Origin of the sequence: Clostridium beijerinckii (assembly GCA_003129525.1) — a bacterium.
In the GTDB taxonomy this organism is placed as follows: Bacteria; Bacillota; Clostridia; order Clostridiales; family Clostridiaceae; genus Clostridium; species Clostridium beijerinckii_D.
On the sequence record CP029329.1, the window covers coordinates 2,005,556 to 2,024,913 of the forward strand.

Consider the following 19,358-nt stretch of genomic DNA (forward strand, 5'->3'; position numbering starts at 1 on the left):
ATTAAGTCAAGGAGTGTTGTAAATGAATGAACGTTCTCTAAGAATATTAGAGTTTTACAAAATAAAAGATAGAATTAAAAAATATGCAAGAACAAATGCTGGTAAAAAAATGGTTGAAGCCCTTGAGCCTTATGATAATGTATATGAAATAAACAATAAACTTGAGGAAACAAATGAAGCTCTTGAAATTCTAATTACTAAGGGGAATCCACCTCTTGAAGGTCTTTTTGATATACAAGAAGGAATTGAAAGAGCTAAAAAAGGTGGTATTTTGACACCAGAACAACTACTTAGAGTTTCCGGTATGCTTAGAGTTTCTAGGAATATGAAAGAATTCGTTAAGAGAGAGGAAGCTGAAAAATCATATCCAAGACTTGAAGATTTAGCGTACATATTAGTCCCAATAAAAACATTAGAAGATGAAATAGATAGAGCTATAGTATCGGAAGAAGAAATCAGTGATAAAGCTAGTCAAACTTTATATAATATAAGGAGAAGTCTTAAGGAAAAGAATTCTTCTGTTAGGGAAAAAATAAATTCTATAGTTAAAAGTAATTCAAAGTATTTACAAGATGATTTGTATACTATGAGGGGCGACAGATATGTAATTCCAGTAAAATCAGAATATAAGAGCCAAGTGCCTGGACTTGTACACGATCAAAGTTCAACTGGAGCTACATTTTTTATTGAGCCCATGAGCTTAGTAAATTTAAATAATGAAATAAGAGAATTAGTTTTAAAAGAAAAAGCTGAAATAGAAAGAATATTAACTGAACTTTCCTTAAAAGTTCAAGTTAATGGAGAGCAATGTTTAAGTAATTTTAAAATACTTATTGAATTTGACTTTATATTTGCAAAAGGAAGATATGCATCTTATTTAAATGCAATAAAACCAATAGTTCGCGAAGATGGAGTATTTAATATAATATCAGCAAGACATCCTTTGATAGAAGCAGATAAAGTAGTACCAGCTGATATTTACTTAGGAGAAGAATTTCAAACATTGATGATTACAGGACCAAATACTGGGGGTAAAACTGTTACTATAAAAACTGTAGGATTACTTCATATTATGGCTTTAAGTGGACTGTTAATACCAGCTCGCGATAATTCATCGATAGCTTTCTTTAAAGAAATTTTTGCAGATATAGGTGATGAACAAAGTATTGAGCAAAGTCTTTCTACTTTCTCATCTCATATGACTAATATAGTTAATATTATGAAACATGTAGATGATAAATCAATGGTACTTTTTGATGAACTTGGTGCAGGTACTGATCCAGCAGAAGGTGCAGCACTTGCTGTATCCATTTTAGAAACGTTAAGAAGACGAGGGGCAAAACAAATTGCAACAACTCATTACAGTGAACTTAAAGCGTATGCATTAAAAACAGAGGGGGTTGAAAATGCTTCTGTTGAATTTGATATAGAAACTTTAAGTCCGACCTATAGATTATTGATTGGTGTACCAGGAAAATCTAATGCTTTTGAAATTTCTAAGCGATTAGGACTTGTGGAAGGCGTAATAAAACGAGCTAAAGAATATATGTCAGAAGAAAATCTTCAATTTGAGAATTTGATTAGAGAACTTCAAGAAAAGAGCATTATAGCAAAACAGGATGCAAGAGAAGCTAAGATTATTAAAGATGAAGCAGAAGAACTTAAGAAAAAATTTGAAGATAAGCTTGAGAAGTTAGAAAAGACTAGAGAAAAAGCTTATATGGATGCAAGGCGTGAAGCTAAAGACATTGTATCGAATGCCAAAGATGAAGCTGATGATATTTTAAAAGCTATGAGGGAACTTGAAAAGCTCGGGATATCAACTGGTGGAAGGCAAAGACTTGAAGAAGAACGCAAAAAGCTTAAAGCAAGTTTGGAGAAGCAAGAAAAAGGCATTCATAATATGAGAGAAAATGAAGGTGAAGTCATAACAAAAGTAACGCTTGGAATGGAAGCATTTTTACCTTCAGTAAATCAAACAGTAATCATTATTTCTATGCCAGATAATAAAGGCGAAGTTCAAGTTGAAGCTGGAATTATGAAAATTAATGTTAAGCTAAAAGATTTAAGAAAAACTCAAACTACTAAAGCGGAGAAGGTTAGAAAAAAGAGAGAAGTAAAACTTAATTTAAGTAGTGTGGAATCACGAGTAGATTTAAGAGGATTAGATGCAGAAGAAGCATGTTATAAAGCAGATAAATATCTGGATGATGCTTATTTGGCTAATTTAGGAGAAGTAACTATAGTTCATGGTAAAGGGACTGGAGTACTTAGAAAAGCTATAAACGATATGCTTAAAAGACATACTCATGTAAAGTCATATAGATTAGGTGCTTATGGCGAAGGTGGAGATGGAGTTACTATGGTTGAACTTAAAGGTTAAAACTTTAATTCAGTATTAAATTAAAAATATATATGATTTAAAATGCACAATTCAAAGTAAAGATGTACAATAAAAGAATAAATTTTTATAGAATATATTCTTTTGTGTAAATCTACAACTTGGATTGTGCATTAAAGAATTGGTGTGTATTAAAACTATAAATTATACAATGTAATTGTTACATTAAAAACGAGGTGGTTTTATGTATATAATAAGTGCATGTTTATGTGGAGTTAACTGCAAATATAATGGAAAGAATAATTTAAATGATAGATGTTTAAAATTATTTAAAGAAGGTAAGGCTGTTTTAGTGTGCCCGGAACAATTAGGGGGACTACAAACACCAAGAAATCCAGTTGAACTAAATAATATGGCAAGTGAAGTGTTGGAAAATAATGGGAAAGCACTAAGCAATAAAGGCAAAGATGTGACTAAGCAATTTTTAAATGGGGCTTATGAAACATTAAAAATTGCAAAAGAGCTTGGAGCTACTAAAGCTATATTAAAAGAAGGAAGTCCTTCATGTGGATCAAATTTTGTATATGATGGTACATTTACAGGAAATAAAATTAAAGGCAAAGGAATAACAGCATATCTTTTAGAAAAAGAAGGAATAACCGTATTCTCAGATGAAGACTTAGAAGTAGATAATAGTAAATTAGTATATCTTAATGAGTATGATAGAGAAAAGGCTAAAAAGAGAAAACTTTTTGAATTAGGGGAAGAATCAGAAGAGGAAGAAGAATATTTTGATTTAACTGAAAACTTGGCAGATATGTCAGACCTACCTCCAAAGGTTGAAGAAAATGTTAAGAAACTCATGATTTCGTTAGCATGCGATTTAATGGGGTTTGAAGAAGTGGACGAAATTGCTGAGGCAACAGGATTAAGTATTGAAGAAGTAGAAGAAATATTAGATGGAAAATAAAAATGACAGATATAAAGGCCATGAATTTGTTGGGGTTACTGAAAATTTTAATGGGTGATTCTAAGATTACAACCATCAAAATCATATAATGTAACATTCCAGTACGCCAAGCAAGGGCGTAGAAGATAATGAAAGCGAAGCTTTTATTATTACTATATAGCAGGTGGGAATCCTGCATGACAAAGGCTAGCAACCAGTCATTAGTTAGTCTTGGGCTTATTATGGTGATGTAATGAGTTAAGTGTAGACAAACAAGGTACCAGACCGCAAGCGAATGCTGAAACTAGTAGCCCCGAAATTACATTAATCGGAAAGGACGATAATTTTGGAGTCTTAGAAGTCAGTACATAGGTAGTCGTTATTGCAAGAATACCTATGCTTTCCCGGGGTTGTAAGGTGCAGTATGGTATACACAGTTATAGTACGTCAACTTGGGAGGACTCAATATTCTCTATTGCAGAGTATGGAAAACAATGATTAGTAATCAGAGATATCCAAATGATAATGAGTAGTCGGATTACATCATAGTACCGATGAAGTGAGTAATGACCATGGAGGGAAGGGTGTAACATATTATAGATCTTGAAAAGAGAAACAGAAATTCTTACACAGAGGAGAAATAAAATGTATACAAAACTTGAGAGGATAGCAGAAGTAGCTAGAAATAATCCTAAAGACAAATTTACATCATTAATGCATTTAGTTAACAAAGAAATGTTAATGATGTGCCATTATGAATTAAGTGGTAACAAAGCAACAGGGGTGGATAAAGTAACAAAAGAAGAATACGAAACTAATTTAGAGGTAAACATTGATGACCTAATAATTAGAATGAAAGCTTTTAAATACAGACCGCAACCTGTAAGGAGAGTATACATAGAAAAACCGGGTTCTGATAAGAAAAGACCGCTAGGTATACCAGCTTACGAAGATAAAATTGTTCAATTAGCCATTAACAAAATACTGAAATCAATATACGAGCAAGATTTTATGGATAATTCTTTTGGTTTTAGAGAAAATAGAAGTTGCCATGATGCTCTTAAAATTCTAAATGTATATCTATCTGAAAAGACTGTGAATTATGTAGTTGATGCTGACATAAAAGGATTCTTTGATAATGTAGACCATAAATGGATGATGAAATTTCTTGAACACAGAATTGCTGACAAGAATCTTTTAAGATATATTGGACGATTTTTGAAAACTGGAATAATGGAAGATGGACAATTTTATAAAGTTTATGAAGGAACACCTCAAGGAGGTATAATATCACCAACATTAGCTAATATTTATTTACATTATGTATTAGATATTTGGTTTAACAACTTTATTAAAAAGAAATGTAAAGGTGAAGCCTACATTGTGAGATATGCAGATGACTTTGTGTGTTGCTTTCAATACGAAAGCGAAGCGAATGAATTTTACAAAGAACTAAAGGATAGATTAAATAAATTCAATTTGCATATTGCTGAGGATAAAACTAAAATTTTATACTTTGGCAAGAATGCATACTACGATAGAAAATTTAAGAGAGCTTGAAATTCAGAATTATACAAAGAGAAAACCTTTGATTTTCTTGGTTTTACGCACTATTGCAGTTGCAGTAGGTATAGAAGATTTAGAGTGAAACGAAAGACTAGTTCGAAGAAATTTAGAGCAAGTGTTAAGAGATTAGGTGAATGGTTAAAGAAGAATAGAATATTACCGCTTACAGATTTGATGGAGAAACTAAAACAGAAAATGGTAGGATATTTCAGGTACTACGGAATTACTGATAATATTCTGAATTTATACAAATTCAGATATTTAGTAAGAAGATTAACTTTTAAATGGTTAAACAGAAGAAGTCAGAAAAGAAGTTATAACTGTACTGGTTTCGATAAAATGTTTAAATATTTTAAGGTGCCTAAAGCCCAACTATATGTTAATATATTCGAATTGAAAGAAGATATTACATATATTCTGTGAATTATAATATGGGGAGCCGTATGCGGGAAATCCGCACGTACGGTTCTGAGAGGGGCTAGGGAAGTGACTCCCTAGTCTACTTACCCAAAAGCATGACCTTTATTTATAGTTATAATTTAAATTATATAAGCAACTTAAAATTGGGGTATATCTATAATATATGCCAATATAATGGGGTGGAAAAATGGATAATCAAAATTTGGGCAAATTTCAATATTCTTATTTTGATAGTTTTTTCAATTTAATGGAAGAAGCATTTCCTAGTGTGGAAAGGCGAAGTTATGAAGATGCGAAGAAGCTTCTCTGTGAAGAGTTATATAATATTATTGTAGACAAGGATGAAAATGATAATATAACTGCTTTTATAGCAAGTTGGGAATTTGATGATTTTAATTATATTGAACATTTTGCTGTAGAGGGTAAAATAAGGGGCAATGGTATAGGTACATCAATGTTACAGGCTTATTTAAATAAATCTAATAAGCCTATATTCTTAGAAGTTGAGTTCCCAGAAAATGATGTTTCTTTGCGTAGAATTGAATTTTATAAACGTTTAGGGTTTCATTTAAATAACTTTGAGTATTTACAGCCACCTATGCAAAAACAACATGGGTTTTTGCCACTTAAGATTATGAGTTATCCTATAATAGCTGAAGAAAATGATTTTATTAATTTTAAAAATATAGTATATAATAAAGTTTATAAGATATAATTAATTGAATTTTTATTGTAGACACTTATTTATCCAAATTAAAATTAATTATTTTTGATAGCAGGCAGAGCTAATCAAATATTAAATTGGGATAATACTCACAGGTTTTGTGGTAAATGTGGTTCTAAAACAGAAAATAAAAAACATGATTAAAAAAATAGCAGAAGCTAAGGCGAAGGCACTGAACAAGTGCCCTCATTTTATTTTAATATAAATTATTTGATTTTAGATAATATTTTATTATATATTTTCATCATATGAGGTTCATTAGAATACAGATCTATTTCATCTATTGATATCCATTTAACATCACTATTTTCATCAGGTTTAACAATAAGTGGGTCCATATCATCTGCTTCAATTAAATAAGCAACTGATAGATGCAAATGTGAAGAAATATACTTTCCTTTTTTTATATGTGCAAACACAGGTAAAATATCTAATGATAAAATATCATTGCTAACAGGAAAAATGTTTTTTACTCCAGTTTCTTCTTGTGCTTCGTTAATTGCAACGAGCAATAAATTTTCTTCGCCATCAGCATGTCCTCCTGTCCAACACCATGAATTATATATATTATGATGTACCATTAAAACTTTAGTTCTATTTTTATTTACTATAAAAGCAGAACTTGTAATATGCATAATATTATTATCTCGTGACAGAATATCATCAAACATATTAAAGCATCGTAGTATTATTTCTTTATCATTTTCTTCTTGTTCATTGGAAGGAATATAATTTTTTATTGAATCAATCCAATTCATATCTTATCTCACTTTCACTATAAAAAATTTCAACATGTAATTATTATTTACTTATAATTAATATAACATAACTTTGAAATATTTTATAAGAAACTTATTTACGATGTTCACAATATTGGATAGTTAATGTTTTTCTTAAAAAAGGAAGTTTAAATAGAGCTTGGATGAAGGTTTGTCAATATAAGAATACTATGATAGTATATATAAGCATATAAGGAGCTCCTTATATGTTTTTAAAATTTTTAAGTTCGTGATTGCTATTCTTACGAAGTTGTAAAAATGGATTTAAAAATAATTTTTTAACAATAACGAATGGAGGAAATGAAAATATGTTGGATTTACCGAAATGTCCAAAATGTAATTCAGAATATACTTACGAAGATAGAGGTCTTTTTGTTTGCCCAGAATGTGCTTATGAATGGACTTTAGAATTAGAAACTGACAACAGTGAAGATAAAAAGGTTATTAAAGATGCAAATGGAAATATATTAAATGATGGTGATACTGTAGCTGTAATCAAAGACCTTAAGGTAAAAGGAAGTTCATCAGCAATAAAAATAGGGACAAAAGTAAAAAATATACGTCTAGTAGATGGAGATCATGATATTGATTGTAAAATCGATGGATTTGGAGCTATGCAATTAAAATCTGAATTTGTTAAAAAAGTATAAATGGAGTTTCAGTTGAACTAAAGATAAAGATATAGTCTGTGCTCACTTTATTTGATAAGTTATTATATTATATTTATAAAGTTTGCACGGACTATTTTACACACACTTTCTATCCATGATATTCATAGTAAGGCATTTCTATTGAATTTTCATAGCAAAGTTAGTCTATATATTAAAACACAGTAATTATAGATAAAATAAAAGGCAGAGAAGCTTTTTTTCAGCTATCTCTGCCTTTTAGAATACATTTTTTTATTATGACTTAAATTATTCAGGTAATTCTACTGCTTGAATAGTGCCATAATCATTATATCTTAGTTCAGTGTATTTCACGCAACGTTTGTTGTCAGCTCCACCTGATAAAGAACTATCATGATAGAATAGGTACCATTTATCTTGGAATTGAACAATTGAATGATGAGTAGTCCAACCTATTACTGGATTAAGTATTTTACCTTTAAAAGTATAAGGACCTTTTGGATTTTTACTCATAGCATATACAATATAATGAGTACTACCAGTAGAATATGAAAGATAATAATATTCATTGTACTTATGAACCCATGGACCTTCAAAATATCTTCTATCTTCATCACCAGCAAGTATAGGATTTCCATCCTCATCAACAATTAATATTTCTTCAGGATTCTCCTTAAAAGTAAGCATATCATCATTTAATTCAGCTACTCTTGGTCCTATAGCAGGTTCAGTTAGCGCTGGACCTTCAGCATCAGGAATAAAAGTACCAGTTTGCCATTTTTCTAATTGTCCTCCCCAAAGACCACCAAAATAAACATATGATCTATTATCATCATCCACTAATACAGCTGGATCAATGCTATAGCTGCCAGGGATATAATTTTCTTGAGCTTTGAATGGGCCAGCAGGATTTGAACTAGTAGCTACTCCAAGTCTAAAGATATCATCTTTATCTCTTGCTGGAAAAAATAAGTAGTATTTATTATTTTTATAAGCAGCATCTGGAGCCCATAATTGCTTACTTGCCCATGGGATATCTCTTAAGTGAAGTGCTTCACCATTATCAACACAATGTGAATTCATATCATCAAGAGATAAAATGTGATAATCCTTCATGTTATATTGGTCACCGTTATCGTTTGAAACCTGAACTTGATCAAGATCATGAGAAGGGTAAATATAAATTTTACCTTCGAATACGTGAGCAGAAGGATCTGCAGTATAAATATTAGTTACTAAAGGTTCGTTTGGTTTTGCAATGTTTTTCATATCATTCTCTCCTAATTAATTTATTTTAATAAATATATAATTGACTATATATTTATTAAAATAATAATCAAGCTAAATTACTTGATTCATGCATTATAGAAATAAATCGCTAAAAGCAACAGCTTGGTTTAGCAATTAAATTAGATTTAGTTTGTGTAGAAATAACTATAATATTTATAAATAAATAAAACCTATAGTTGGTTTATATATGCCATTATTGGTAGAGTTATCATAGATTATAATTTATGATAATGGTTAATATATTGATATCAAAAAAATTAAATAAAGAGACTAGGTTTGTGCACTAAATAGAAAAATATTAAGTCACTAGTCCTAATTTGGAAATAGTTGAATTAAAACTTATTCCGTTATCGCACAATTATGTGCGAAACTAACTATTTGTACCAATAATTGTTTCGGAAGTAGGATATTGTATCTACTAAACTTTCAGCTTTAGTAGATACAATATTTCACTCTGAAAATCTCGAAAAAAATATAAGCTAGTATGATTTGATTATCTAACGATATATTTGTACTTAATAGGAATCAATTAATAAAGATAAAAGTTATAGGATAAACTAAAATAATTCATGAAATCGATTAGCTGAAAGATAAGGTGGTAGAACTTGAGTAATTTATTAGAAATGAAGAATATACATAAAAGATTTCCAGGAGTTTATGCACTTAAAGGAGTACAATTGGAAATTAAAAAAGGTGAAGTACATGCTTTATTAGGAGAAAACGGTGCTGGAAAATCAACTTTAATGAAAATACTTGGAGGAGTTCATACACAAGATGAAGGACAAATATTTGTTGAAGGGGTTGATTGTGGAGTTATTGATCCTACTAAAGCTGCACAGTTAGGCATCGGATTTGTTCATCAAGAACTAAATTTAGCAGAAACATTGACAGTGGCAGAAAATGTTTATATGGGAAGGCTTCCATATAAAAACAAATCATTAGGTATTGTTGACTATAAAAAGTTATATGAAGATACAGATTCTATAATCCAAAGGTTGGAAATCAATATAAAATCTACTGACTTAGTTATGCAATTACCAACCGCAAAAAAACAAATGGTAGAAATAGCAAAAGCAATAAGTCTAAATGCAAAAATCATTATTTTTGATGAACCAACAACATCTTTATCTCAGAAGGATGTTGAAAACCTTTTTAAAGTTATAAAAACCTTAAAGAAAGAAGGCGTATCAGTAGTATATATATCACATAGATTAAAAGAAGTTTTTGATATTTGCGATAGAGCTACTGTTTTAAGAGATGGTACTTATATAGAAAGTTGCGATTTAGAAGGAATAAGTCAAGAAAAGCTTATAAATATGATGGTAGGAAGAGATTTAACTGAATTATTTCCTAAGGAAGTTTTTGAACCTAAGGAATATGTTTTAGAAGTTGAAGCTCTTAGTGATTATGATGGTAGAGTTAAAAATGTTAGTTTAAAAGCAAGAAAGGGTGAAATTTTAGGTATAGCTGGTTTAGTTGGTTCAGGAAGAACGGAACTTATGAGACTTATTTTTGGAGCTGATAAAATTAGTAAAGGAAAAATTATAATAAATGGAAAAGAAGTAAAGATTAACTCACCTATAGATGCAATTAATAATGGAATGTGCCTTTTGACAGAAGATAGGAAAAATCAAGGTTTATCACTGGTAATGAGTGTGCTTGATAATATAACGTTAACTAATTTAAAGGATTTTATTTTAAATCATAAGAATTTAAGAGAAACGGGGGAAAGATTTAGGCAAGCACTTCAAATCAAAACATCAAGTCTTGATGTTATGACAGGAACATTATCAGGTGGAAATCAACAAAAATTGATACTAGCCAAGTGGTTAAATACAGATTCTAATATATTCATTTTTGATGAACCAACTAAAGGAATAGATGTAGGTACTAAAGCAGAGATATATCATATAATGAATGATTTAGTTAGAAAAGGCAAAGTAGTTATTATGGTTTCTTCTGAATTACCAGAATTATTAGGTATGTCCGATAGAATATATGTTATGTGTGAAGGAAGAATGACAGGAGAACTTAGTAGAGAAGATGCGACACAAGAAAAGATTATGAAATTAGCTACGCTTGGAGGTATTAATGAAAGATGAAGGATATAATCAATAATAAAGTTATGCAAGAAGAAAGTATGAAGGCAAAAGCGGAAGGATCTAATTTTAGAAACTTATTTCTAAAATATTCAATTTACCTTGTGCTAGTTGTGCTTATTATAACATTTTCGATAGTAAGTCCAGATTTTTTAGGAGTTGCGAATGCTTCAAACTTTTTTAGACAAATTCCTACAGTAGGAATCTTGACGGTTGCTCTTACCATGGTACTAGTAACTGGAGGCGTTGACCTTTCCATAGGTGCAATAGCTGCTTTCTCAGGATGTACAGTAGCGTATTTAGCGGTAAAGGGACTCAATGCACCAATTGCTATTGCCGGAGGTTTAGTAGCAGGAGGATTTTGGGGATTATTCAATGGAATATTGATTACAAAATTTAAGCTAGAATCTTTTATACTTACTATGGGTACTACTTACCTAGTAAGAGGATTAATACTATTCTTCACAAATGGAATTTATATTAAAGGCGTTCCAGACTGGTTTTACAATCTTTCTAACATAGAAGTTGGAATATCAATAATACATACTAATACTGTAATATTCTTCATAATAATTATTATTATCGCCTATTTAATGAAAAATACACGATTCGGCAGATATTGTTATGTGGTCGGATCAAATAAAGAAGCAGGTAGGTTATCCGGAATAAATGTAAATAAGCATATTATAAAAGTATATGCAATTGAAGGTGTTTTAGCTTCAATTGCGGGTATATTACTAATGTCTAGCATTAATGTAGGTGCACCAAGCGAAGTAAGTGGACCAGACTTATTTGCATTGGCAGGTGCAATTATGGGTGGAGTCCAATTTGGTGGCGGAGTAGGAACTGTAGGAGGAGCTATGGTTGGAATATTTACTATACAAGTGTTCCAAAGCGGACTCGCAATCCTCGGAATCAACTCATTCTTACAACAAGCTGTAACTGGAGCAGTTATAATACTTGCAATAGTTGTAGATTTCTATAGAAAAGGAAGTTTATTTAATAAAAAAGGTTAGTTAAAAATTTTTATACATAATCAAGTTAATTTTTTCAACAAGAAGTATAAGAATTTACTAAATAAACAATATAAAAATAATAAATAAATTTAAAACAATGAAAGGAGATTAATTTTTATGAAGAAAAAGATTATTGCATTTTTGTCAACAGTAGTTATTGCTAGTAGTTTAGTAGGATGCGGAACAAAGACTCAAACCGGAGATACAGGAAAAACTGAAGAAAAAAGTAAGACTATTTATTTTATCCCAATAGTTGATACAGGAGCTTACTGGTCTCCTATGAAAAAAGCAGCCGAGGATGAGGCTAAGGCATTAGGATATGAGTTAGTAGTTAAAACATCACCACCAAATGAAACACAAAAGAATGAAAAGCATATAGGTTTTCTAGATGAAGCTATAAAAAATAAAGCGGCTGGAATAGCAATTGCTCCAATGGATCCAGATATGTTTGATAAGAAGGTTAAAGAAGCAAACGATAAAGGAATTCCAGTAGTAACTTTTGATGCAGATGTAAAAACAAAAGAAAATAGAACATCTTATATAGGAACAGATAATAAGTTAGCCGGAGAACAACTTGGAGAAAATGGTGCTAAAGCTTTAAAAGAAAAAGGTATTACAAAAGGTAAAATAGCATTAGCAGCTGTAAACTTAACTCAAACAACGATGACATATAGACAAGAAGGAATAAAAACTGGTTTTGAAAAAATCATGGGATCAGATGCTGCAAATTTCCAATGGTTAGAACCAATTCAAGATAATGATCAATCAGCAGAATCAAAGAGACAATTAGAAGGTCAAATAACTTCAAATCCAGATATGGTAGCTGTATTCTCATTAGGATCAGAAGGTCCAGATACAGGTGTAATGGAAGCTATAAAATCTCAAGGTAAAGCTGGAAGCATATATCACTTTGGTTTTGACTATACTCCAACTTGGGAAAATGGTATAAGTAATAATCTAATATCAGGTATTGTTGACCAAGACTCATATGCAATTGGAAAAACAATAATAGATACAATAGATAAGAAAATAAAAGGTGAAAAAGTAGATGATGTTTATCCAGTACCAGTTCAATGGATAACTGCAGATAAAATTGTTGAATATGGAAAAGAAAAACAAAAACAATTTACCACTGAAACAAAATAATAAATTTCTAATCAAATGGATGAAAATAAAAAATATAAAGGAGTGTAATGTATGAAAGAATATTTTGAGAATATTTCAAAAATAAATTATGAGGGGGCAAGTTCTAAAAATCCATATTCATTCAAATATTATAATCCAGATGAAGTAATTGGCGATAAGACAATGAAAGAGCATTTAAGATTTTCTTTATCTTATTGGCATACGTTGGATGCCAGTGGATCAGATCCGTTTGGAGCTGGAACTATGATTCGTCCATGGGATAATGAAACAAATGAAATGGATTTAGCTAAAGCTAGAATGGAAGCATCTTTTGAACTTATGGAAAAACTAAATATAGAATACTTCTGTTTTCATGATAGAGATATAGCACCTGAAGGCAAAACATTACAGGAATCTAATAAAAACCTAGATGATATAGTTAAGATGTGTAAGACTTTAATGGAGAAATATAACAAAAAGCTTTTATGGGGAACAGCAAATTGTTTTAATCATCCAAGGTATGTCCATGGCGCAGGAACTACATGTAATGCAGATGTATTTGCTCATGCAGCAGCACAAATTAAAAAAGCTATTGAAGTAACAAAAGAGTTAGGTGGAGAAAACTATGTTTTTTGGGGTGGACGTGAAGGCTATGAAACATTATTAAATACTAATATGGGATTGGAATTGGATAACTTCGCGAGATTACTCCAAATGGCCGTTGATTATGCTAAAGAAATAGGATTTACAGGACAATTTCTTATAGAACCGAAACCAAAAGAACCAACAAAGCATCAATATGATTTTGATACAGCAACAGTTTTAGGATTCCTTAAAAAGTATAATCTTGATAAATATTTTAAAGTAAATATTGAAGCTAACCATGCTACCTTAGCACAGCATACATTTCAACATGAACTTTATTTTGCAAGAATTAATAATTTCTTAGGAAGTATAGATGCTAACCAAGGAGATCCAATGCTTGGTTGGGATACAGATCAGTTTCCTACAAATCTATACGATTCTACTATGGCTATGTATGAAATACTTAAAAATGGAGGAATTGCACCAGGTGGAGTAAATTTTGATTCTAAAGTTAGAAGAGCATCATTTGAAAAAGAAGACTTATTCTTAGGATACATAGCTGGAATGGATACGTTTGCTAAAGGTATAAGAATAGCACATAAGCTTTTACAAAATGGTGATTTAGAAAACTTTATTAATGAAAGATATTCAAGTTTTACAGAAGGTATAGGTAAGGATATAGTTGAAAATAAAGTTGGACTTAAAGAGTTAGAACAATATGCATTAAATAATAGTGCTATAGTTAATAAATCTGGAAGACAAGAGTTGCTTGAATCTATAATTAATCAATATATACTTGAAGATAAATAAAAATATATAACTTACTTAAAAGATATTATATAAGAGCCCAAATTATCAAAAATATGATAATTTGGGCTTTTTTTATTGGTAAGTTTATATTTAATTAGGCTATAATAGGAGTATAAATTGGGAGAATATAAAAACTTAGGGAGGAATTAAGTTTGAGAATATTACATACAGGCGATTGGCATTTAGGTAAAAATTTAGAAGGCCAAAGCAGAATGGATGAGCAAGAAGAATTCTTAAATGATTTTATAAATATTGTTGAAGAAAATAATATAGATTTAATTATGATTGCAGGGGATGTTTATGATAGTTCAAATCCTCCAGCAAGGGCTGAAAAAATGTTTTATGATACGCTTAAAAGATTATCAGGAAATGGGGAGAGGCTTACTTTAGTCATTTCAGGGAATCATGATAATCCAGATAGACTGGTTGCAGCAGGACCACTTGCTCGTGATCATGGGATTATTATGGTTGGAACTCCAAAGACTGTTGTGTCTTGTGGAGAATATGGAAATCATAAAGTTTTGGATTCAGGGGAGGGGTTCATTGAAATTGAAATGAATAATGAAAGAGCAGTTATTTTAACTGTACCTTACCCAAGTGAAAAAAGATTAAATGAAGTGATTTATAATGGTATGGATGATGAAGACGAAAAAGCTAAATCATATAGTGATAGAATATTTTCTTTATTTGATTCATTAAAAACCCATTATAGAGAAGATACTATTAATTTGGCTATATCCCATTTATTTGCTATGGGAAGTGAAGAAAGTGGATCAGAAAGAAGTATTCAATTAGGTGGTACTTATATAGTTGATGGTAGCTGTTTTCCACAAGAAGCACAGTACGTAGCTTTAGGACATGTACATAAGCCACAGATAGTACCTGGTACAAATAAGAAAGCTAGATATTGCGGTTCACCTATTCATTATAATAAAAAGGAAATCAATTTTAATAAGAAATGTTTTATAGTTGATGCTAAAGCAAATGAAGAATGTAATATAGAAGAAATAAACTTAAAGGTTTATAAGCCTATTGAGGTTTGGAAATGTTCTAGCATTGAAGAGGCTATTTTAAAATGTGATGAAAATAGTGAAAGAAATTGTTGGGTTTATTTAGAGATTAATACAGATAGATATATAAGAGAAGATGAAATAAAACAAATGAAAGATTTGAAGAAGGATATTTTAGAAATAATTCCTAAAGTCAAGGGCGTAGAAGAAGAAATTGCTATAGATTTGAGTGATAAGTCCTTTGAAGATATATTTAAAGATTTTTATGCAAAAGAAAGAGAAACTATGCCTGAAGAAGAGGTTGTAGAGTTACTTCTATCAATTATTAGTGAAGAAGGTGAAATAGATGAAACCAATCAAGCTTAAAATTAAAGGTCTAAACAGCTTTATAGAAGAACAAACCATAGACTTTGACAAATTAACTGATAGAGGATTTTTTGGTATCTTTGGTCCTACAGGGAGTGGAAAATCAACGATATTAGATGGAATAACTTTAGCACTGTATGGAAATGTATCAAGAAAAAGTTCTAATTATATAAATACCAATTGTGATAGATTAAATGTAAACTTTGAATTTCAGATATCAGGAGCTGAAATTAAAAGATATGCTATAGATAGAGAATTTAAAAGAAAAAAGGATGGAACAATAAATTCTGGAAAGTGCAAAATAGTTGATATCACAAATCTAGAAGATGAAGAAGTTTTAGCAGATGGGGTTAAAACCATAAATAAAAAAGTTGAAGAGATAATAGGTCTTAATTTAGAAGACTTTACAAGAACTGTTGTACTGCCGCAAGGAAAATTCAGTGAGTTTTTAAAGCTTGAGGGTAAGGACAGACGAGATATGCTTGAAAGATTATTTAATCTTCAACAATATGGAGATAACTTATCTAGAAAGCTAAATTCAAAAATCAGTAAGGAGAAAACTGACAATAATGTTTTAATTGGACAATTAAGTGGATACGACCATATAAGTGAAGATAAATTAAAAGAAAAAGAAGAAATATTTGAAGGAATCAATAATAACTTAGAAATTTTAAAAAGTGAATTAGAAATAATTGAAAAAAATTATAATCAAAATGAAGAAATCTGGAAATTGCAACTAGAATTATTAGAATACAAAGATAAAGAAAAAATCTTTAAGGAAAAAGAAGAAGAGATAAATAAAGATAAAGAAAAAATAAAGCTAGGGGAATCAGGTGCAAAGGTTGTACCTTATATAAATACATTTGAAAATACTATAAAAGAATTTAATAAAAATGAAATTGAATTAAACAAATTAAAATCAGCAATAGATAAGGTTAAAGAAGAAAAAGAAAAAATAGAAAAGCTATGGATTACAGCAAAGGACAACAAGGATAATAAACTTCCTAAGTTAAATATAGATGAACAAAAGGTTAAAGATGCTATTGAAGAAAAAAAATTAATAGATGTTATACAAAATAAAATAAATAGATTAATATCAGAAGTTAAAGAACTTGAGGCTAAGAGTAAAAAATTCCAAAGGGAACTAATTAACATAGATGCAGAAATAAAAAAGAAAAATAAAGAAATTAAAGAAGATGAAAAAACATATGATGATTTAAAAATTGATGAAAATGTTAAAGAAAAGGTTCAACAAGGAATAATTGCAGAAGACAAAGCAGGAGATATAAAAGTAATTATTACTAAAGACAAAGAGAAGGAAACCTCTCTTAAAAAAGAAAATGATGAAACTATACTTAAAGGCACAGCATTAAAAGATATAATAGAAAAATTAAATAAGGATTTAGAAGAGAATGAAAAGCAATATGATTATTTACTTGAAAATTCACCGGGAGAGCAAAAAGATTTAGTGAATTTAAATCAATTGATAGTTGAAAATAATCAAAAGTGGAAGAGTTATGAGAAATTAAATTATGAGATAAAAGAGTCTAAAGATGAAATAAAATCTTTGAATATTGAAATCATAAATAAAAAAAATGAAGGAAAAAAACAAGAAGAAGAATTAGAAGAAATTAAAAATAAACAAAAAGAAATTATAAGAGAAAATTTAGCACATATCCTTAGAAAAGAGCTTAATGATGGTGATACATGCCCAGTATGTGGTTCTACTCATTATATTAAAGAAAATATAAAAATTGTAGAGATATCAGATTCAAAAGTTATAGAGGAAGAAATAAAAGATAAAGAAGAATTAATAAAAGATATTAATAATAAAGTTATTCAAAATGAAACGAAAGTTACTAATTTTAATGAAAAGATAAAAGTGAATGAAGTAGAAATAGAGAAATTAGGAACTGAATTTAAAGAAAAACCAATAGAAAAATTGAAAGCTGAATTTACGAATTTACAAAATGCTTTAGATAAATATGATAAAGATAAACAGAAATTAGAAAAAAATATCAATAACTTAAAAACTGAAATAAATACTAAAGATGGAGAAATAAAAGCACTACGAGCTGTCGTTACAACTAATAGAAGACAATTAAAAGAATTAGAAGATAATATTAAAGCTAATACAGAAGATTTAAATAAATTAAAAAATATCCTAAGTTTATTAAAATCAGAAACCAAAGTAGATGATTTCAATAAAAAGAATGAAGAAATTAAAACAATTGAAAAAGAAAGAGAAAAGATATCTAAAATATTTAAGCAAAATAGAAATTTAGTTGAAAGTTTAGAAACACAAAAAGATAAATTAAATATTGAATTAACGTCTATAAAAGAAAAATTAGCTACTGATAATGCAGATTTAGCTGGATACGAAAAAAATAAAGACGAAAAGCTTCAATCAATAAGAAATAAAGTTAATGATGAAAATGATTTGGATTCATTGCTTAATAAAGTTCAAAAAAACATAAAAGATATACACTTCTATTTCAACTGTGCTGAGAATAAGAAAAATATAATAGAAAAAGAATTTACAGATTATAATGAAAAACTAATAGCTGCAATTGGTAAAGACAAAGACTTAAGCAAGAGAAAAAAAGATGAAGAAGTACAATTAGAAGTAGCCATTGACAGTGAAGGTTTTAAGTCATTAGAAGAGGTTAAAAAAAATATAATTGAAAAAGATGAAATCAATAAGTACAAAGAAAAAGTAGATAACTATAATAACAATTTAGCAAGAATAAGTGGAACAATTGAAAGTTTATTAAAAAAAATAGAGGGTAAAGAGTTAACAAAAGAAAATTATGAGGAAACAAAATCATTAAAGAATAAAAAAGAAAAAGAATTTAATGAAGTAAATGAAAATAAAATTAAAGTTGATGAAGAATTAAAGAATATAAAGTCAAAGCTAGAAGAGCAAAAGGGTCTTTTAGAAAAAAAGAAAAAATTGGAACATAAACTAGCGTTATTAAGTGATTTGGATAAATTATTTAAGGGAAAGAAATTTGTTGAATTTGTAGCAACAAATAAGCTGAAATATGTATCTATTGAAGCATCGAAAAGATTGAAAGAAATAACTAATGGAAATTATGGATTAGAAGTTGATGAAAATGGTAGATTTATTATTAGAGATTATAAAAATGGTGGAGCTAAAAGAGATGCAACAACACTATCAGGAGGAGAAACCTTTTTAGCGTCACTTTCACTGGCTTTAGCCCTATCATCTCAAATTCAACTAAAAGGGACAGCCCCGCTAGAATTATTTTTCCTTGATGAAGGTTTTGGAACTTTAGATGATGATCTCCTTGAAGTTGTTATTAGTTCTTTAGAAAGAATTCATAATGAGAAATTAAAAGTAGGAATTATAAGTCATGTGGAATCTATAAAAAATAGAGTGCCAGTAAAACTCATAATTACACCAGCAGAATGTGGCAAAGGTGGAAGTAAAGTTAAAATTGAGAGAAGCTAAAACAAGAGGAACAGGCATGCAATAACTACACAAATAACCGATTTATATGCCATAAGTGAATAAAATTTTATGCAATATTACTATAACGTGATATAATATAGTAGTAACAACTATAGTAAATAAAAAATTTAATAAATTAGAGGCGAGATAAATGTTTAATTGAAAGTCTAATTT

General features: G+C 29.4%; 14 protein-coding genes and 1 pseudogene. 13 read left to right on the top strand and 2 right to left on the bottom strand.

What is annotated here, in order from left to right:
* The first annotated feature begins 22 nt into the window (after positions 1 to 22).
* The 6 genes and pseudogenes from DIC82_08850 to DIC82_08875 all read left to right on the top strand — a co-directional run bounded on the left by DIC82_08850 (position 23) and on the right by DIC82_08875 (position 6,138).
* Positions 23 to 2,383: an endonuclease MutS2 gene (locus DIC82_08850; protein AWK51116.1), complete on the top strand. Its 2,361-nt coding sequence runs from the start codon at positions 23 to 25 to the stop codon at positions 2,381 to 2,383.
* Positions 2,384 to 2,585: 202 nt separating this feature from the next.
* A complete protein-coding gene (locus DIC82_08855) occupies positions 2,586 to 3,311 on the top strand; it encodes a DUF523 domain-containing protein (protein AWK51117.1) in 726 nt (241 codons plus the stop codon).
* Positions 3,312 to 3,935: 624 nt separating this feature from the next.
* Positions 3,936 to 4,850: a group II intron reverse transcriptase/maturase gene (gene ltrA, locus DIC82_08860; protein AWK51118.1), complete on the top strand. Its 915-nt coding sequence runs from the start codon at positions 3,936 to 3,938 to the stop codon at positions 4,848 to 4,850.
* Positions 4,851 to 4,934: 84 nt separating this feature from the next.
* Entirely contained in the window at positions 4,935 to 5,279 is a 345-nt protein-coding gene (locus DIC82_08865; GenBank protein AWK51119.1) for a hypothetical protein, read from the top strand.
* Positions 5,280 to 5,463: 184 nt separating this feature from the next.
* Complete coding sequence (locus DIC82_08870) at positions 5,464 to 5,991, top strand: GNAT family N-acetyltransferase (GenBank protein AWK51120.1); 528 nt, start codon at positions 5,464 to 5,466, stop codon at positions 5,989 to 5,991.
* 63 nt (positions 5,992 to 6,054) lie between these two features.
* Positions 6,055 to 6,138 (top strand): annotated as a pseudogene (locus DIC82_08875) (NADH pyrophosphatase).
* Between the two features lie 68 nt (positions 6,139 to 6,206).
* Here the strand turns inward: DIC82_08875 and DIC82_08880 are convergent.
* Positions 6,207 to 6,758, bottom strand: a complete 552-nt coding sequence (locus DIC82_08880; protein AWK51121.1) for an NUDIX hydrolase — start codon at positions 6,756 to 6,758, stop codon at positions 6,207 to 6,209.
* Positions 6,759 to 7,087: 329 nt separating this feature from the next.
* Here DIC82_08880 and DIC82_08885 point away from each other — a divergent pair, with 329 nt between their 5' ends.
* Positions 7,088 to 7,429, top strand: a complete 342-nt coding sequence (locus DIC82_08885) for an alkylphosphonate utilization protein (GenBank protein AWK51122.1) — start codon at positions 7,088 to 7,090, stop codon at positions 7,427 to 7,429.
* Positions 7,430 to 7,696: 267 nt separating this feature from the next.
* Here the strand turns inward: DIC82_08885 and DIC82_08890 are convergent, their stop codons facing one another.
* The gene (locus DIC82_08890; protein ID AWK51123.1) at positions 7,697 to 8,677 is read right to left on the bottom strand and encodes an alpha-N-arabinofuranosidase; all 981 of its coding nucleotides are present in this window, start codon (positions 8,675 to 8,677) and stop codon (positions 7,697 to 7,699) included.
* A gap of 626 nt (positions 8,678 to 9,303) precedes the next feature.
* Between DIC82_08890 and DIC82_08895 the strand changes: the two genes are divergently transcribed.
* The 6 genes from DIC82_08895 (at position 9,304) to DIC82_08920 (ending at position 19,184) form a co-directional block, all read left to right on the top strand.
* Positions 9,304 to 10,800, top strand: coding sequence for a D-xylose ABC transporter ATP-binding protein (locus tag DIC82_08895; protein ID AWK51124.1), 1,497 nt, complete (start codon positions 9,304 to 9,306; stop codon positions 10,798 to 10,800).
* The gene (locus DIC82_08900; GenBank protein ID AWK51125.1) at positions 10,797 to 11,813 is read left to right on the top strand and encodes an ABC transporter permease; all 1,017 of its coding nucleotides are present in this window, start codon (positions 10,797 to 10,799) and stop codon (positions 11,811 to 11,813) included. The genes DIC82_08895 and DIC82_08900 overlap by 4 nt, the downstream gene beginning before the upstream one ends.
* Before the next feature lie 117 nt (positions 11,814 to 11,930).
* On the top strand, positions 11,931 to 12,959 hold the full coding sequence (locus tag DIC82_08905) for a sugar ABC transporter substrate-binding protein (protein AWK51126.1): 1,029 nt from the start codon (positions 11,931 to 11,933) through the stop codon (positions 12,957 to 12,959).
* A 51-nt stretch (positions 12,960 to 13,010) separates the two neighbouring features.
* On the top strand, positions 13,011 to 14,333 hold the full coding sequence (gene xylA, locus DIC82_08910) for a xylose isomerase (GenBank protein ID AWK51127.1): 1,323 nt from the start codon (positions 13,011 to 13,013) through the stop codon (positions 14,331 to 14,333).
* A 152-nt stretch (positions 14,334 to 14,485) separates the two neighbouring features.
* On the top strand, positions 14,486 to 15,709 hold the full coding sequence (locus tag DIC82_08915) for an exonuclease SbcCD subunit D (GenBank protein AWK51128.1): 1,224 nt from the start codon (positions 14,486 to 14,488) through the stop codon (positions 15,707 to 15,709).
* Positions 15,690 to 19,184, top strand: coding sequence for a chromosome segregation protein SMC (locus DIC82_08920; GenBank protein AWK51129.1), 3,495 nt, complete (start codon positions 15,690 to 15,692; stop codon positions 19,182 to 19,184). The genes DIC82_08915 and DIC82_08920 overlap by 20 nt, the downstream gene beginning before the upstream one ends.
* Positions 19,185 to 19,358 lie beyond the last annotated feature (174 nt).

Bases quoted from the DNA above. Each gene is read 5' to 3' on its own strand.
- DIC82_08850 (AWK51116.1), top strand. From the start codon at position 23: ATGAATGAACGTTCTCTAAGAATATTAGAGTTTTACAAAATAAAAGAT.
- DIC82_08855 (AWK51117.1), top strand. From the start codon at position 2,586: ATGTATATAATAAGTGCATGTTTATGTGGAGTTAACTGCAAATATAAT.
- ltrA (AWK51118.1), top strand. From the start codon at position 3,936: ATGTATACAAAACTTGAGAGGATAGCAGAAGTAGCTAGAAATAATCCT.
- DIC82_08870 (AWK51120.1), top strand. From the start codon at position 5,464: ATGGATAATCAAAATTTGGGCAAATTTCAATATTCTTATTTTGATAGT.
- DIC82_08880 (AWK51121.1), bottom strand. From the start codon at position 6,758: ATGAATTGGATTGATTCAATAAAAAATTATATTCCTTCCAATGAACAA.
- DIC82_08885 (AWK51122.1), top strand. From the start codon at position 7,088: ATGTTGGATTTACCGAAATGTCCAAAATGTAATTCAGAATATACTTAC.
- DIC82_08890 (AWK51123.1), bottom strand. From the start codon at position 8,677: ATGAAAAACATTGCAAAACCAAACGAACCTTTAGTAACTAATATTTAT.
- DIC82_08900 (AWK51125.1), top strand. From the start codon at position 10,797: ATGAAGGATATAATCAATAATAAAGTTATGCAAGAAGAAAGTATGAAG.
- DIC82_08905 (AWK51126.1), top strand. From the start codon at position 11,931: ATGAAGAAAAAGATTATTGCATTTTTGTCAACAGTAGTTATTGCTAGT.
- xylA (AWK51127.1), top strand. From the start codon at position 13,011: ATGAAAGAATATTTTGAGAATATTTCAAAAATAAATTATGAGGGGGCA.
- DIC82_08920 (AWK51129.1), top strand. From the start codon at position 15,690: ATGAAACCAATCAAGCTTAAAATTAAAGGTCTAAACAGCTTTATAGAA.